This window comes from Mycobacterium sp. M26 (genome assembly GCF_001494595.1).
Classification (GTDB): Bacteria; Actinomycetota; Actinomycetes; order Mycobacteriales; family Mycobacteriaceae; genus Mycobacterium.
Map to the genome: position 1 here is coordinate 735,282 of NZ_LN929908.1, position 15,139 is coordinate 750,420.

A 15,139-nucleotide genomic window follows, 5' to 3' on the forward strand; every position below is an offset into this window, starting at 1 on the left:
GCCATGACCGCAGACTCGACGCTTTCCGCCTCGGCCGCCGCCCCCGGCGCCGATTACGCCGCCACCGCCAGCGAGGCCTACCGCGCCGCCCTGTCGGTGATCGAGTCCGTCGAGCCGCGGATCGCCGCTGCGACCCGCAAAGAGCTTGCGGACCAACGTGATTCGCTCAAGCTGATCGCCAGCGAGAACTACGCCTCGCCGGCGGTGCTGCTGACCATGGGCACCTGGTTGTCCGACAAGTACGCCGAGGGCACGGTCGGGCACCGGTTCTACGCCGGCTGCCAGAACGTCGACGACGTGGAGACCATCGCCGCCGAGCACGCCCGCGAGCTGTTCGGCGCGCCGTACGCCTATGTGCAGCCGCACTCCGGTATCGATGCCAACCTGGTGGCGTTCTGGGCGATCCTGGCCACCAAGGTCGAGGCGCCCGCGCTGGCCGACCTCGGCGTCAAGGGAGTCAACGACCTCTCCGAGGCCGAGTGGGAGCGGCTGCGCGCCAAGCTCGGCAGCCAGCGCCTGCTGGGCATGTCGCTGGATGCCGGCGGTCACCTCACCCACGGCTTCCGGCCCAACATCTCCGGCAAGATGTTCCACCAGCGCAGCTACGGCACCAACCCGGAGACGGGCCTGATCGACTACGACGCCGTCGCCGCCACCGCCCGCGAGTTCAAGCCGCTGATCCTGGTGGCCGGCTACTCGGCCTACCCGCGGCGGGTCAACTTCGCCAAGATGCGTGAGATCGCCGACGAGGTCGGTGCCACCCTGATGGTCGACATGGCGCATTTCGCCGGCCTGGTCGCGGGCAAGGTGTTCACCGGTGACGAGGATCCGGTGCCGCATGCCCACGTCGTCACCACCACCACGCACAAGTCGCTGCGCGGTCCGCGCGGCGGCCTGGTGCTGGCCACCAAGGAGTACTCCGACGCCGTCGACAAGGGTTGCCCGATGGTGCTCGGCGGTCCGCTGTCGCACGTGATGGCCGCCAAGGCCGTCGCGCTGGCCGAGGCGCGCCAGCCGTCGTTCCAGGCCTACGCCCAGCGGGTGGCCGACAACGCACAGGCCTTCGCCGAGGGTCTGCTCAAGCGTGGTGCGCGCCTGGTGACCGGCGGCACCGACAACCATCTGGTGCTGCTGGACGTGCAGAACTTCGGCCTCACCGGGCGGCAGGCCGAGTCGGCGCTGCTGGATTCCGGTGTGGTGACCAACCGCAACGCGATCCCGGCGGACCCGAACGGCGCCTGGTACACCTCGGGCATCCGGTTCGGCACCCCTGCGCTGACCACGCGCGGATTCGGCCCGGCCGAGTTCGACCGGGTGGCCGAGCTGGTGGTCGACGTGCTGTCCAACACCCAGCCCGCGGCGGCCAGCTCCGGTCCGTCGAAGGCCAAGTATGTGCTGGCCGACGGCACCGCCGACCGGGTGCATGCGGCGTCCGCGGAGATGCTGGCCGCCAACCCGCTGTACCCCGGCCTGACCCTCTGAGAAGGCGAAACGCCGTCGCGGGCGGATTTTTCGACAGACGTGTCTTTGAGTTACAGTAACTGCATGGCACAGAAACCTGTCGCGAATGCGTTGACCCTCGAACTTGAGCCGGTTGTCGCCGACAATCTGGCCCGCTTCCTGGAGACGGCCGAGGAGTGGTACGCCCACGACTACGTCCCGTTCGACCAGGGCGAGAACTTCGCCTTCCTGGGCGGTAAGGATTGGGATCCGTCCCAGGTCACGCTGCCGCAGGACGTGGTCGACGCCTGCGAGATCATGCTGATCACCAAGGACAACCTCGCCGGCTACCACCGCGAGCTCGTCGAGCACTTCATCCTCGAGGACAAGTGGGGCCGCTGGCTGGGCCGGTGGACCGCCGAGGAGAACCTGCACGCCATCGCGCTGCGGGAGTACTTCGTGGTGACCCGCAACTTCGACCCGTCGGCTGATGAGAGGGTGCGCGTCGCCCACGTCATGCGCGGCTACCGCGGTGACAAGTTCACCCAGATCGAGACCTTGGTCGTGATGGCCTTCCTGGAGGCCGCCTACGCGGTGTACCTGCGCAACCTGGAAGCCAAGATCGAGGAGCCGGTGCTGCAGGGTCTGATCGGCCGGATCGCCAAGGACGAGGAACGCCACACCGAGTTCTTCCGCAACCTGGTGAACTTCTGCCTCAACGAGGTCGACCGCGACTCCACCATCAACTCGATCGCCCGCCGGGCCGGTGCTTTCGGCCTCGTCGGCGGCGACATCATCGAGTACCAGGACAAGCTCGCCAACGTCGCCAAGGCCGGGATCTTCGACCTCGACGCGGCGCGCACCGTGGTCTCCGACAGCATCAAGCACTGGGGTCTGGGCGACGAAGCGGTGCTGCGCAAATTCGTCCTCGCGTAACAGCCAGATGACGCGGCGCGCCTGATCGGCGCGTTGGCTCACACCGGAGTAGCGTCGCTGGTGATGGCTAGCGACATGCTCTGCTGTCCGGGCGGTACCTATCGTTTCGACGATGAAGGGACCGGCTCCGGTCCTGGTGCCGCAGCGTCCGCCGGAAGGTTCGTGCGGAGCCGCGCGAACCGGCTGCTTGCTCAAAGGAGCGCCCAGTGACCCAATCGCCGTCGCCCGAACGCCGGACATATGTGCTCGACACCTCCGTCTTGCTGTCCGATCCGTGGGCGTGCAACCGGTTCGCCGAACACGAGGTGGTGGTACCCCTCGTGGTCATCAGTGAGCTGGAAGCCAAGCGCCACCACCATGAACTTGGCTGGTTCGCCAGGCAGGCGCTTCGATTGTTCGACGACCTGCGCCTTGAGCACGGTCGCCTCGATCAACCGATTCCCGTTGGGACACAAGGCGGTACGCTGCAGGTCGAGCTGAACCACAGCGATCCGACCGTGCTGCCGCTGGGCTTCCGCACCGACACCAACGACGCCCGCATTCTCACCTGTGCGGCCAACCTCGCCGCCGAGGGCAAGCGAGTCACCCTGGTGTCCAAGGACATTCCGCTGCGCGTGAAGGCCGGCGCGGTGGGTCTGCCCGCCGACGAGTACCACGCCCAGGACGTCATCACCTCCGGCTGGACGGGGATGACCGAGCTCGACGTGGCCACCGAAGATATCGACGCCCTTTTCGCCGAGGGCGAGATCGATCTGGTCGACGCGCGAAACCTGCCCTGCCACACCGGTGTTCGGCTGCTCGGTGGCAGCTCGCACGCGCTGGGCCGGGTGAACGCCGACAAGAAGGTCCAGCTGGTCCGTGGTGATCGCGAAGTGTTCGGCCTCCGGGGAAGGTCAGCCGAACAGCGCGTCGCCCTCGATCTGCTGCTCGACGAGTCGGTGGGCATCGTGTCCCTCGGTGGTAAGGCCGGCACCGGTAAGTCCGCGCTCGCACTGTGCGCGGGGCTGGAAGCCGTGCTCGAGCGGCGCACCCAGCGCAAGGTCGTGGTGTTCCGTCCGCTCTACGCCGTGGGCGGCCAGGAGCTCGGCTACCTGCCGGGCAGTGAGAGCGACAAGATGGGGCCCTGGGCGCAGGCGGTGTTCGACACCCTCGAAGGTCTGGCCAGCCCGGCCGTCCTCGAAGAGGTGCTCTCGCGCGGCATGCTCGAAGTGCTTCCGCTGACCCATATCCGCGGCCGCTCGCTGCACGACTCGTTCGTCATCGTCGACGAGGCGCAGTCGCTGGAGCGCAACGTGCTGCTGACCGTGCTGTCCCGCCTCGGTGCGGGCTCGCGGGTGGTGCTCACCCACGACGTCGCCCAGCGCGACAATCTGCGGGTCGGCCGCCACGACGGTGTCGCCGCGGTCATCGAGAAGCTCAAGGGTCATCCGCTGTTCGCGCACATCACGTTGATGCGCAGCGAGCGGTCGCCGATCGCCGCCCTGGTCACCGAGATGCTCGAGGAGATCAGCCCGAACGCCCTGCCGTGACGGTCCGGCACTGATTCCGTACTGATTCCGCGGCGAGGGTTGCCCGTCCTACGGGTGGCCCTCGCCGTGGCATAGGGAGTGGGCTTGACAAACGAACTAGTTCGTACGCTAATGGAATCAGCGCCCATTGCAGCGGAGGAGCCCCATCATGGTTCAGACCACAGCACCACATGACGCACTGGAGACGATGCCGCGGGGTGGGCCGAACGCGTCCTGGTTGGACCGTCACCTGCAGACGACGCGGCTGGAATACACCGATCGCTATGACGTGCCTGACGAGGTCAAGCAGACCGTCGTCGCTGCACTGGACTGGCTGGGCACCAGGACACGCCAACATGAGGCCAACGCCCGCTTGGCCCTGGCCGCGGTCGCCGACATCCCCAACCCGCGGATCCTGGAACTGGGCTCCGGGCACGGCAAGCTCAGCGAGGAGATCCTCCGGCAGCATCCGAGCGCCACCGTCACCGCCAGCGACCTCGACCCCAAGTCCGTCGCCAACATCGCCGCCGGGCCACTCGGGACGAATCCCCGCGCTCGGATCGAGGTCGTCGATGCCACCGCCATCGACGCCGCCGACGACAGCTACGACCTCGTGGTGTTCGCCCAGGCGTTCCACCACCTGCCGCCGGCCACCGGGGCGCGCGCGATCGCCGAGGCCACCCGGGTCGGCAGCCGGTTCCTGGTCATCGACCTGCCCCGCACCCGACCCCTCTCGATGCTGGCCAGCCTGCTCGCTGTCGTCCCGGTCGCCGCGGTGCTCGCGGTGGTCCGCCCGGCGTTGAACCGGGGCATCCACGACGGCGTCATCAGCATGCTGCGGGCCTACAGTGCGGAGGCATTCACCGCACTCGCCGCAGCGGCCGACCCGAGCCTGCGGGTCGACTTCCTGCCGCCGCCGTCGTACCGGTTCGGCACCAAGAACGTCGCCGTCGTCTTCTGGCGACCCGACCGATAAGGTTCCCCCGGTGAGGACCGCGGCCGAGCTACGCCAGGAGATCTTGGCCGCCGCTCGCCAGGAGTTCGCCCAGTACGGGCTGGCCGGCGCCCGCATCGATCGGGTCGCCAAGGCGGCCAACGCCAGCAAGGAGCGGCTCTACGCCTACTTCGGTGACAAGGAGACGCTGTTCCGCGAGGTCGTCGAGGCCGGTAACGCCGAGTTCTTCCGGGCTGTCGTGGCACGCCCGGAGGCGCTTGCCGAGTTCGTCGGGGACATCTTCGATCTCGCCCAGGCCCAACCTGAGCATCACCGCATGATTCGGTGGGCATTGCTGGAGGGCGTCGCCCTCGATGAGCCGGTGGCCGACGGCGAGCCCGTCCTCGCCCAGCACGTCAGCGCCATCGAGGCCGCGCAGGCCGCCGGGTACGCCGATCCGTCCTGGCAGCCCCTGGACCTGCTGATACTGCTCTTCGGGCTGGCGATGGCCTGGGTCAACGGGCCGCGTCCCGACGCCGCCAGCGAGGACGCGGCCGGGGTGCAGCGGCGCCGCGCGGCCGCTGTGGAGGCGGCCCGGCGGGTCATCGCCGCACCGAAGTAGCCAGCTCGGCCCGGTAAACTCCGGCAGGTGCGACGCCGACCCGACAGCCTGTCCTGGTCCTATCTGAGGACCGTGATCGGTGTCTGCGCGGGCGTGGCGGTGGTGGTCATCGGCGGGTTCACCGGACATGTGAAAGTGGCGAAAGCCGACGCGGTGGACTGTTCGGTGGTCAAGTGCGTGGCCCTGACCTTCGACGACGGGCCGACGCCCTACACCGACCGGCTGCTGGGCATCCTCAACGACGCCGACGCCAAGGCCACCTTCTTCATGATCGGCAACAAGGTCGCCGCCAATCCGGACGGCGCCAAGCGGGTCGCTGACGCCGGGATGGAGATCGGCTCGCACACCTGGGAGCACCCGAACATGACGGCCATCCCGGCCGAGGACGTTCCCGCCCAGTTCAGCAAGGCCAATGACGCGATCAAGGCGGCCACTGGTCAGACTCCGACGCTGTGGCGCCCGGCCGGCGGGCTGACCAACGACGCGGTGAACAAGGTCGCCGCCCAGTACGGCCTGGCCGCCATCCTGTGGGACGTGATCCCGTTCGACTGGATCAACGACTCCAACACCGCGGCCACCCGCTATATGCTGATGAGCCAGATCAAGCCGGGCTCCGTCGTGCTGTTCCACGACACCTACTCCTCAACCGTGGACCTGGTGTACCAGTTCATCCCGGTGCTCAAGGCCAACGGCTATCACCTGGTGACCGTCAGCCAGCTGCTGGGCCCGCGCGCCCCGGGCAGCGTGTACGGCAGCCGCGACAACGGCCCGCCGGTCAACTTGTTGCAGGACATTCCGGCCGCCGACATCCCGACGCTGCCGGCCACCCCGTCGCCCAAGCCGATGCCGAACATCCCGATCACCGACATCCCCGGAGCCAACTCCGGCGGGGCGAACAACGGCGCCTAGCCGCACGTGCACAGCAACACCGCGCTCGTCCTGACCCTGCTCGTTCTCGGCTATGCCGTGGTCTCGGCACTGGTGAGCCGCTGGTATGTCGCTCCGGCGCTGATCTTCATCGCCCTGGGCATGCTGCTGGGCCCGTCCGGGCTGCACGTCATCGACGCCAATCCGGAGGCCAGCAGCTTCACCGTGCTGGCCCAGCTGGCGCTGACGGTGATTCTGTTCAACCAGGCCGCCCGGCTCGACGTGCGCACCGTTGTGCGCCGCGGCCACGTCACGTTCCGGCTGCTGGTCGTCGGTATCCCGCTGACGCTGGGGCTCGGCGCGCTGACCGCGGTGCTGCTGCTGCCGGTGCTGCCGTGGTGGGAGGCGGTGTGCCTGGCGGCGATCGTCGCCCCTACCGAGGTGGCGTTGATCGACGCGCTGCTCGACGACGAACGCATCCCGGAGCGGGTGCGCCACGCGCTGTCGGTGGAGAGCGGGTTCTACGACGGGTTCGCTCTGGCCGCGCTGCTGGCGGCGGTGGCGCTGGCCTCGGCGAGCAACGACGCGCACCCGGGACGCTGGGCGTGGTTCGCGTTCCGCACCGAGGTGGTGTCGCTGGTGGCCGGTGCGGCCATCGGGCTGGCCGGTGGCTGGGCGATCGCGGCCTCGTGGAAGCGCGGCTGGATGAGTGATACCTGGGCCCAGCTGGCCACCGTCGCGGTGGCATTGCTGTGCTTCGAGGCCGGGGAGGGGCTGCACGGCAGTGGCTTCGTTGCCGCGTTCGCCGGCGGTCTGGTGTCGGCGATGGTGGCGCGCCGCTTCTCCGAGCAGGTGCCCACCCAGGTGTCCGACGCGGCCGGTCAGCTCCTGGAACTGTTGGTATTCGCCATGTTTGGCGCGTTCGCGGTGAGCGAGGGCTGGCAGAACGCCAGCTGGCGGGTGATCGTCTTCGCCGTGCTGGCGGTGTTCGGGGTGCGGATGGTCGCGGTGCTCAGCGCGCTGCTGGGCAGTGACCTGCCGTCCTACAGCCGGGTGTTCATCGGCTGGTTCGGCCCGCGCGGTATCGGCACCGTGGTGCTCGGCCTGATCGTGCTCGAGCGCGGTCAGATCGAGGAGTCGGCCGTGATCATTCAGGTCGTGGTGGTGGCCGTGACGGTCAGCCTGCTATTGCACAGCCTGACCGCCCCGCTCGGGATTCGCCGGTTCGCGGCATCCTGACAAACGCCGAACGTGCGCCCACTGCGAAAAATCGGCACGTTCTTCGCAGTGGACGCACGCTCGGGATGTCTAGCTAGTCGCCGTCCTTGACCTTGGCCATCGCCAGCACGTCGAGGCGGCGGTCCAGCTCGGCCTCCGACAGCTTGTCGCCGATCAGGCCGCGGTCGATCACCGTCTGCCGGATGGTCTTCTTCTCCTTGAGCGCCTGCTTGGCCACCTTGGCGGCCTCCTCGTAACCGATCGCCGAGTTCAGCGGCGTGACGATCGACGGGGAGCTCTCGGCCAGCTCGCGCAGGTGCGCCTCGTTGGCCACCAGGCCGTCAATGCACTTGTCGGCGAACAACTTCGACACGTTGGCCAGCAGCGTGAAGGACTCGAGCAGGTTGCGCGCCATCATCGGGATGTAGACGTTCAGCTCGAACGCACCCGACAGTCCGCCGACGGTGATGGCGGCGTCGTTGCCGATGACCTGGGCGGCCACCTGGGTCACGGCCTCGGGGATGACGGGGTTGACCTTGCCCGGCATGATCGAGCTACCCGGCTGCAGGTCGGGCAGCGCCAGTTCGCCCAGGCCGGTCAGCGGGCCCGAGCCCATCCAGCGGATGTCGTTGGCGATCTTGGTCAGCGAGGCGGCGATCGTCTTGAGTGCGCCGGATGCCTCGACCAGCCCGTCGCGGGCGGCCTGAGCCTCGAAAGAGTTCTTCGCGGTGCGCAATTCGGCCAGACCGGTCTGCGCCACCAGCACCTCGACCACCTTGGGGCCGAATCCCTCGGGGGCATTGAGGCCGGTGCCGACGGCGGTGCCGCCGATGGCCAGCTCACCGAGACGGGGCAGGGTGGCCTTGACCCGTTCGATTCCGGCCTCGATCTGGCGGGCGTAGCCGCCGAACTCCTGGCCCAGCGTCACCGGGACGGCGTCCATCAGGTGGGTGCGGCCGCTCTTGACGACGGTGCGCCACTGCCGGGCCTTGTTGGCCAGCGACTCGTGCAGCACCTCGAGGGCCGGAATCAGCTGGCGCACAGCGGCTTCGGTGGCCGCGATGTGGGTGGAGGTGGGGAAGGTGTCATTGGACGACTGCGACATGTTCACGTCGTCGTTGGGGTGTACCGTCACCCCGTTCAGTGCGCAGATCGAGGCGATCACCTCGTTGGCGTTCATGTTGGAGCTGGTGCCCGACCCGGTCTGGAACACGTCGATCGGGAAGTGCTCGTCGTGCAGACCCTCGGCGATCTCACCGGCGGCGGCGATGATGGCGTCGGCCTTCTCCGCCGGCAGCAGCCCGAGGTCCTTGTTGACCTGGGCGCAGGCGCCCTTGAGCAGTGCCATGGCGCGGATCTGGTTGCGATCCAGGCCGCGGAACGAGATCGGGAAGTTCTCGACGGCCCGCTGGGTCTGGGCCCGCCACAGGGCCTTGGCCGGAACCCGGACCTCACCCATGGTGTCGTGCTCGATCCGGTATTCGCCCTCGACAACACTGTCGGTCATGTAACGCCTTTCTTAGGGAAGCGGGTAGGCCGCGGACGTGTCCCCGGTGAAGTCCACCGCGGAGTATTCATTGAGCTTGGACAGCCGGTGGTAGGCGTCGATCATCCGGACCGTGCCGGACTTCGACCGCATCACGATCGACTGGGTGGTACAGCCGCCGCCGAAGTAGCGGACACCCTTGAGCAGGTCGCCGTCGGTGACGCCGGTGGCGCAGAAGAAGACGTTCTCGCCGGACACCAGATCCTTGGTGGTCAGCACCCGGTCCAGGTCGTGGCCGCGGTCGATGGCCTTCTGGCGTTCCTCGTCGTCCTTGGGCGCCAGGGTGGCCTGGATCTCGCCGCCCATGCAGCGGATGGCGGCCGCGGTGATGATGCCCTCGGGGGTGCCGCCGATACCGGCGAGCATGTCGGTGCCCGAGTCCGGCCGGCAGGCCGAGATCGCACCGGCGACGTCGCCGTCGGAGATCAGCCGGATCCGGGCACCGGCGTCCCGCACCTCGGCCATCAGCTTGGTGTGCCGGGGGCGGTCCAGGATGCAGACCGTGATGTCGGAGACCGAGGCTTTCCGGACCTTGGCGATGCGCTGGATGTTGGCCGCGATGGGGGAGGTGATGTCGATGAAGTCGGCGACGTCGGGACCGGCGGCGATCTTGTTCATGTAGAACACCGCCGACGGGTCGAACATCGCGCCGCGCTCGGCCACCGCCAGCACCGAGATGGCGTTCGGCATGCCCTTGCTCATCAGCGTGGTGCCGTCCACCGGGTCGACGGCGAAGTCGCAGTCCGGGCCGTCGCCGTTACCCACTTCCTCGCCGTTGTAGAGCATCGGGGCGTTGTCCTTCTCGCCCTCGCCGATCACCACGATGCCGCGCATGGAGACCGAGTTGCACAGCTCGCGCATCGCGTCGACGGCGGCTCCGTCGCCGCCCTCCTTGTCGCCCCTGCCGACCCACCGGCCGGCCGCCATGGCGCCCGCCTCGGTGACTCGGACCAGCTCCAGGGCGAGGTTGCGGTCAGGTGCTTCGCGGCGGCGGGCTTCAGGCATGGCTGAGATTGTCCCAGAAGCGGGTGAGCGGTTGGGACCTGGGATACTGGCAGGCGTGACAGAACCCGATGTCGCCGGCGCTGCGGCTCCGCCGCCGCCGAAGGAAGCAAAGCCGCGCCTGCTTCAGGACGGCCGCGACATGTTCTGGTCGCTGGCCCCGCTGGTGGTCGCCTGCATCATTCTGGCCGGCCTGGTGGGTATGTGTTCGTTCCGCCCGAACGGGCCCGAGGACGGCATGGTGCCGACCTATGACGCCGCCGCGGCGTTGCAGGCCGACGCCGATACGCTGGGGATTCCGATCCGGCTGCCCAAGTTGCCGGAGGGCTGGCAGGCCAACTCCGGCGCCCGCGCCGGCATCGACGCGGGCCGCACCGATCCGAAGACCGGCCAGACCGGCCGGGCCGTCACCTCGAAGGTGGGCTACATCGCCCCGTCGAAGATGTTCGTCAGCCTGACCCAGAGCAACGCCGACGAGGCCGCCCTGGTGTCCTCGATCCACCGGTCGATGGTGCCCACCGGTATCCAGGACGTCGACGGCGTCAAGTGGGTGGTCTACGACGGCGGGGAGGGCACCGAGCCGGTGTGGACGGCGCGGCTGGAGAGCTCGCGTGGTCCGGCCCAACTTGCGATTACCGGCGCCGGAAGTAGTGAGGACTTCCGTACGCTTGCGCTGGCGACGCAGACCCAGCAGCCCATCGTTCCCAAGAACTAGAGGGAGAGGCCCATGCCCGGACCCGAAGCAGACCTGACCGGCTGGGCGTGCGCGCCCTTCAGTGCTGCGGGCTTCACCCATGACGTCTACACCAAGGGCCAAGGCCCCGGCGTGGTGCTCATCCCCGAGATGCCCGGTGTCCACCCCGGTGTGCTGGCACTCGGAAACTACTTGGTGGACAACGGCTTCACTGTGGCGATTCCGTCGCTGTACGGCACTCCGGGTGCACCCTCGATGCGGCCGGGCATGGTGCCGGTCCTGGCCCGTGGATGTGTCACCAAGGAGTTTGCGGCCTTCGCGACCAATGCGGAGCGCCCGGTGTCGCACTACCTGCGGGCGTTGGCGCGCGATCTCAAGGAGAAGACCGGCAGCAAGGGTGTCGGGGTGATCGGGCAGTGCTTCTCGGGTGGTTTCGCACTGGCGGCGGCGGTGGACGACAGCGTGCTCGCCCCGGTGCTGAGCCAGCCGTCGGTGCCGATCGCGTTGACTGCCAAGCAGAAGCGCGACCCCGGGCTCTCCGAGAGCGAGCTGAAGGTGATCGAGAAGCGCGCCGCCGAGGAGGGTCTGTGCGCGCTCGGGCTGCGGTTCAGCGGTGACCCAATGGCGCCGCGGGAGCGGTTCCAGACGCTCAAGGACCGACTCGGTGATGCGTTTGAGGTCATCGAACTGGACTCGTCGCCCGGTAATGCCGGCGGCTTCGGACGGATGGCGCATTCGGTGCTGACGCTGGAGGTCCGCGAGCAGGAGGGTCAGCAGGCTTATGAGGCCCGCAAGCGGGTGGTGGAGTTTCTCAAGGAGCGCCTGACCTGATGGCCCGGATGCCGGGTTTCGTTGCCGTCGCTGCGGTATGTGCGGCGCTGGTGTCTCCGGCAGTGGCGTCGGCCGACCCGAGTGATACCCCCGCCGGTCCGGAGGATCCGCGGTGCATCACGATGCCGGATGTCCCGCAATGCATGGGCAGCCCGTACGTACCGTCGGCGCCGACCGGGCCGCTGGATCCGCAGTGCATGCAGATGCCCACCGACGCCGCCTGTATGGACAGCCCGTACGTTCCGAAGCCGCCCGCACCGATTGCGCCGGTCACCCCGATGATGCCGATGACGCCGATGGCTCCAATGTCGCCGATGGAGCCCGGCCACATCTGAGCTAGATGCGGACCACCATGTTGCGGCGAGCTTGCTTGGCCTGATACATCGCCTCGTCGGCGCGGGCGGTCACCGAGTTCGCCGATTCGCCGGGAGTCGACACGGTCGCACCGATACTGAGCGTGGTGTAGATCGTCTGGCCGGCATGCTCGATGGGTTCGGCTGCGCGGCAACGGATCTTCTCGGCGATCTGGGCGGCCTCATCGAGGCTGTGGACGCCTGGCAACAGGACCACCATCTCGTCACCGCCGACCCGGCCGACGGTGTCGCCGCTGCGGACGCTCTCGCTGATCCGTGCGGCCAGCGTGGAGAGCACCACATCACCGGCGGCGTGGCCGAGCGTGTCGTTGATGGTCTTGAAATGGTCGACGTCACAGAAGAGGATGCCCAATTGCGAACCGGGGGAGCGGGTTTGGGTCAGCTCCGATTCCAGTCGGGTGATGAATTCGGCGCGGTTCGGCAGCCCTGTGAGAACGTCGAACCGAGCTAGCCGGTCCAGGCGGCGTTCGGACTCCACCTGGTCGTCGACGATCCGTAGCGCCGCGATCATGCCGTCGGTATTGCCATCTTCGTCGATGTAGGGCTTGGCGTTGCCGTCGACCCAGTGGTATCCGCCCTCTGAGGTGAGGACCCGGAACCGTGCCGAACCGATTGTGCCGCGGCGCATCTCGGTCACCGCGGCGGTGACGGCAGGCAGGTCCTCAGGGTCGATACGCGCACTGAAGTCCGAGCCGATCCAGTCGGCGGGCGGGTTGCCGAACGCTGGCTCCACCGACGGCGACACCCATGTCACCTGGCCGCCGTGCAGATGGAACACCACGTCGACGGCATTGTCGGCCAGGATCCGGTAGCGGCGTTCGGAGTTGGCGCGTTCGATGAGAAGTTTCTGTTCGCGCTGGCTGAAGTAGAACGCCACCACACCGACAATGCTGGTGGAGATCGTCGTCGCCAGGATCCAGGCCGCCTCGCTGCCCAGACCCAGCGCCAGGAACGGGAGTCTGGCCAGGCTGACCACCAGCGGCAGGCCGGCGAGCACCCCGATCAGCCGCAGCAGCGCCCAGCGGTCGCGGCGGGCCAGCAGCCAGGCGAGCGGATTGCGGTCCGGGCGCGACAGCACGGTAGCGGCGACCAGGAGCAGCACACCGACGGCCGTGGCGATGCCCTGACCGGTCGACTCCGTCATGTGCACCTGGGAGATGGCGCGGAACAGGTGCCCCATGACGGTGGCGACGGGTGCGGCCATCGCTCCCAGCAGGAAGATGCTCCACACCACCCGTGCCATGCGATGCTCAACCCGCATCAGCGCGACGGCCACCGAGAGATACAGGATCGATGCTGCGGTGCGGGGGCTCGGGCCGAACGGCTCGCCATTGAAGTGCTGCACCAGGACCACCCCTGCGTGCGTGCCCACCCCGAGCGCCAGCGCACGTCCGGCCCACACCCGCCACGGGGCGTGCTGGCCGATCTGTAGTGCCACGGCCGTCGCGAGCCCGCCCAGCCAGAGCGGAGTCCACGACTTGAGGTCCTCGATGCGGCCGACCCAGCCCGACAGGTCGAGCAGCACGACCACCAGCACCGCGGCCACCGCGGTGGGCGCCCACCACTTCAGCCGGGCGTCCGTGACCGCAACGGCCCTGTTCATCCACCACTCCTTGAGGGATTGTCAGCAGTGCGAAGTTAGCAACGACTCGTGCGTGAGCGCGCGGTATCCGGCGAGGTCGCTCGCGGTGTGGATTCGCGTCGCCCGAGGAGGGCTGAAACTTGTCGGTGGTCGAATGTATGTTCGAATCATGACCCAGGGGTGCGCTGTCGATGCGGGTGCGCCGGGTGTGTTTGGCGACCTGGTGGAGGCGTTGGCCCGGCTGTCGGCATGTGATGTGGCGGCTCTGCCTGCGCGTGAGATTGTGCCGGCCCTGCAGGCCCTGCAGCTGGTGCGCAACGTGCTGCCCGCTGTCGAGCACCGGCTGTTGGCGGCGCTGCAGTCCCAGACCACGCCTGCCGAGCTCGGCGATGCACCGACCTGGGCGGTGTGGTTGCGCGACCAGCTGCTGCTGTCCTCGGCCGAGGCGCGCCGTCGGGTCGAGCACGCCAAAGCACTCGGACCACGGGCCTCTGTGACGGGCCAACCCCTGGGACCCCACCTGCCGGCCACCGCCGCCGCCCAGGCGCACGGGCGGATCACCGAAGCCCACGCCGCGGTGATGGCTGACTTCGCCGCCCGGATTCCGCACGGTGTCGACCCGAAGGAGGTCGCCGAGGCTGAGGCCAACCTCGCCGAGCTGGCCGCCGCGTTCACCCCGGAAGAACTCCGCACTCTGGTCACTAAACAGCTGTACTGCTGGAACCAAGATGGTCAGTTCACCGACGTCGAGCGTGCCAAGAAACGCGGCATTGTCCTGGGCAAGCAAGGCCCCGACGGGATGAGCCGCATCACGGGCTGGCTGACCCCGGCGATGCGGGCCACCTGGGAGGCGGCGTTGAAGAAAGAGGCGGCCCCGGGGCACTGCATGCCCGAGGATCCCACCGTCGTGGGTTCAGAACCCACCGAAGACCAGATCAAGGCCGACACCCGCAGCCCCGCTCAGCGCAACCACGACGGCATGCAAGCCCTGCTCACCGCGTTGCTGGCCGCTGACGTGCTCGGCACCCACCGCGGGCTACCGGTCAAACTCATCATCCGCGCCGAGTTGGCTGACCTCGAAGCCCGCACCGGCCACGCGTTGACCTCCAGCGGGTCGATGATGCCCATCTCCGATGTCATCGCACTGCTCGACGACAAGCAGGCGCATCACTATCTGGCCATCTTCCACGGAGCAAAGTCGTTGCAGCTCAACGAAGGCCGGTCCAAGCGGCTGGCCACCGCGGCCCAGCGTCTGATGCTCTTCGCCCGTGACGGCGGCAGCACGCGGCCGGGATCGACCACCCCGTTCGACCACTGCGAGGTCAACCACAACATCAAATGGGCCGCTCCACACAACGGGTGCACGGATATCGACGAACTGTCACTGATGTCCGGACCCGACAACCGCATCCTCGAAAAGGGCGGATACACGGTCACGCTCGGCAACAGAGGTATCGAATGGCGGCCCAGCCGCCGATCCACCCGCCGCCGACCACCCCGCAACTACTACTTCAACCCCCACCAGATCCTCAAACGAGGAGACGGCGCAGACGACACAGATCCGCCATGACCGGCCAACCACACC

General features: G+C 68.2%; 14 protein-coding genes. 11 read left to right on the plus strand and 3 right to left on the minus strand.

The features are described 5' to 3' along the window. Window positions 1–3: 3 nt before the first annotated feature. The 7 genes from BN3385_RS13045 (at window position 4) to BN3385_RS13075 (ending at window position 7,546) form a co-directional block, all read left to right on the plus strand. Entirely contained in the window at window positions 4–1,482 is a 1,479-nt protein-coding gene (locus BN3385_RS13045; RefSeq protein ID WP_059017163.1) for a glycine hydroxymethyltransferase, read from the plus strand. Window positions 1,483–1,545: 63 nt separating this feature from the next. Continuing rightward, on the plus strand, window positions 1,546–2,376 hold the full coding sequence (locus BN3385_RS13050) for an acyl-ACP desaturase (RefSeq protein ID WP_059017164.1): 831 nt from the start codon (window positions 1,546–1,548) through the stop codon (window positions 2,374–2,376). Between the two features lie 206 nt (window positions 2,377–2,582). Next, a complete protein-coding gene (phoH2, locus tag BN3385_RS13055) occupies window positions 2,583–3,905 on the plus strand; it encodes an RNA 5'-3' helicase PhoH2 (protein WP_059017165.1) in 1,323 nt (440 codons plus the stop codon). Between the two features lie 148 nt (window positions 3,906–4,053). Beyond that, window positions 4,054–4,860 (plus strand): class I SAM-dependent methyltransferase, encoded by an 807-nt coding sequence (locus BN3385_RS13060; protein ID WP_059017166.1) that lies wholly within the window; start codon window positions 4,054–4,056, stop codon window positions 4,858–4,860. Window positions 4,861–4,870: 10 nt separating this feature from the next. After that, window positions 4,871–5,440 carry a TetR/AcrR family transcriptional regulator gene (locus tag BN3385_RS13065; protein WP_059017167.1) on the plus strand — a complete coding sequence of 190 codons (570 nt, stop codon included), beginning with the start codon at window positions 4,871–4,873 and terminating at the stop codon, window positions 5,438–5,440. A 27-nt stretch (window positions 5,441–5,467) separates the two neighbouring features. Continuing rightward, complete coding sequence (locus tag BN3385_RS13070) at window positions 5,468–6,349, plus strand: polysaccharide deacetylase family protein (RefSeq protein WP_059017168.1); 882 nt, start codon at window positions 5,468–5,470, stop codon at window positions 6,347–6,349. Between the two features lie 6 nt (window positions 6,350–6,355). Continuing rightward, complete coding sequence (locus BN3385_RS13075; protein ID WP_059017169.1) at window positions 6,356–7,546, plus strand: cation:proton antiporter domain-containing protein; 1,191 nt, start codon at window positions 6,356–6,358, stop codon at window positions 7,544–7,546. 73 nt (window positions 7,547–7,619) lie between these two features. Here BN3385_RS13075 and BN3385_RS13080 read toward each other — a convergent pair whose 3' ends face one another. Together BN3385_RS13080 and glpX are read right to left on the minus strand one after the other, a co-directional pair. Further along, on the minus strand, window positions 7,620–9,032 hold the full coding sequence (locus tag BN3385_RS13080) for a class II fumarate hydratase (protein ID WP_059017170.1): 1,413 nt from the start codon (window positions 9,030–9,032) through the stop codon (window positions 7,620–7,622). A 12-nt stretch (window positions 9,033–9,044) separates the two neighbouring features. Continuing rightward, a complete protein-coding gene (gene glpX, locus BN3385_RS13085; RefSeq protein WP_059017171.1) occupies window positions 9,045–10,076 on the minus strand; it encodes a class II fructose-bisphosphatase in 1,032 nt (343 codons plus the stop codon). A 55-nt stretch (window positions 10,077–10,131) separates the two neighbouring features. On the opposite strand from glpX, the gene BN3385_RS13090 reads away from it, so the two are divergent. Genes BN3385_RS13090 through BN3385_RS13100 form a run of 3 tightly spaced genes read left to right on the plus strand, consistent with a single transcriptional unit; the run spans window position 10,132 to window position 11,933 of the window. Continuing rightward, a complete protein-coding gene (locus tag BN3385_RS13090) occupies window positions 10,132–10,788 on the plus strand; it encodes a DUF4245 domain-containing protein (RefSeq protein ID WP_059017172.1) in 657 nt (218 codons plus the stop codon). 12 nt (window positions 10,789–10,800) lie between these two features. Then, window positions 10,801–11,598, plus strand: coding sequence for a dienelactone hydrolase family protein (locus tag BN3385_RS13095; protein WP_059017173.1), 798 nt, complete (start codon window positions 10,801–10,803; stop codon window positions 11,596–11,598). Further along, a complete protein-coding gene (locus BN3385_RS13100; RefSeq protein WP_059017174.1) occupies window positions 11,598–11,933 on the plus strand; it encodes a hypothetical protein in 336 nt (111 codons plus the stop codon). The genes BN3385_RS13095 and BN3385_RS13100 overlap by 1 nt, the downstream gene beginning before the upstream one ends. Window position 11,934: 1 nt before the next feature. On the opposite strand, the gene BN3385_RS13105 is transcribed toward BN3385_RS13100, so the two are convergent. Beyond that, the gene (locus tag BN3385_RS13105; RefSeq protein ID WP_059017175.1) at window positions 11,935–13,575 is read right to left on the minus strand and encodes a diguanylate cyclase domain-containing protein; all 1,641 of its coding nucleotides are present in this window, start codon (window positions 13,573–13,575) and stop codon (window positions 11,935–11,937) included. Window positions 13,576–13,723: 148 nt separating this feature from the next. Between BN3385_RS13105 and BN3385_RS13110 the strand changes: the two genes are divergently transcribed. Further along, window positions 13,724–15,124, plus strand: a complete 1,401-nt coding sequence (locus BN3385_RS13110; RefSeq protein ID WP_059017176.1) for a 13E12 repeat family protein — start codon at window positions 13,724–13,726, stop codon at window positions 15,122–15,124. The last annotated feature ends 15 nt before the right edge of the window (window positions 15,125–15,139 follow it).

Excerpts from the sequence above, each read along its gene's own strand:
- BN3385_RS13045 (WP_059017163.1), top strand. The coding sequence starts at position 4 with ATGACCGCAGACTCGACGCTTTCCGCCTCGGCCGCCGCCCCCGGCGCC.
- BN3385_RS13050 (WP_059017164.1), top strand. The coding sequence starts at position 1,546 with ATGGCACAGAAACCTGTCGCGAATGCGTTGACCCTCGAACTTGAGCCG.
- BN3385_RS13060 (WP_059017166.1), top strand. The coding sequence starts at position 4,054 with ATGGTTCAGACCACAGCACCACATGACGCACTGGAGACGATGCCGCGG.
- BN3385_RS13080 (WP_059017170.1), bottom strand. The coding sequence starts at position 9,032 with ATGACCGACAGTGTTGTCGAGGGCGAATACCGGATCGAGCACGACACC.
- glpX (WP_059017171.1), bottom strand. The coding sequence starts at position 10,076 with ATGCCTGAAGCCCGCCGCCGCGAAGCACCTGACCGCAACCTCGCCCTG.
- BN3385_RS13095 (WP_059017173.1), top strand. The coding sequence starts at position 10,801 with ATGCCCGGACCCGAAGCAGACCTGACCGGCTGGGCGTGCGCGCCCTTC.
- BN3385_RS13100 (WP_059017174.1), top strand. The coding sequence starts at position 11,598 with ATGGCCCGGATGCCGGGTTTCGTTGCCGTCGCTGCGGTATGTGCGGCG.
- BN3385_RS13105 (WP_059017175.1), bottom strand. The coding sequence starts at position 13,575 with ATGAACAGGGCCGTTGCGGTCACGGACGCCCGGCTGAAGTGGTGGGCG.
- BN3385_RS13110 (WP_059017176.1), top strand. The coding sequence starts at position 13,724 with ATGACCCAGGGGTGCGCTGTCGATGCGGGTGCGCCGGGTGTGTTTGGC.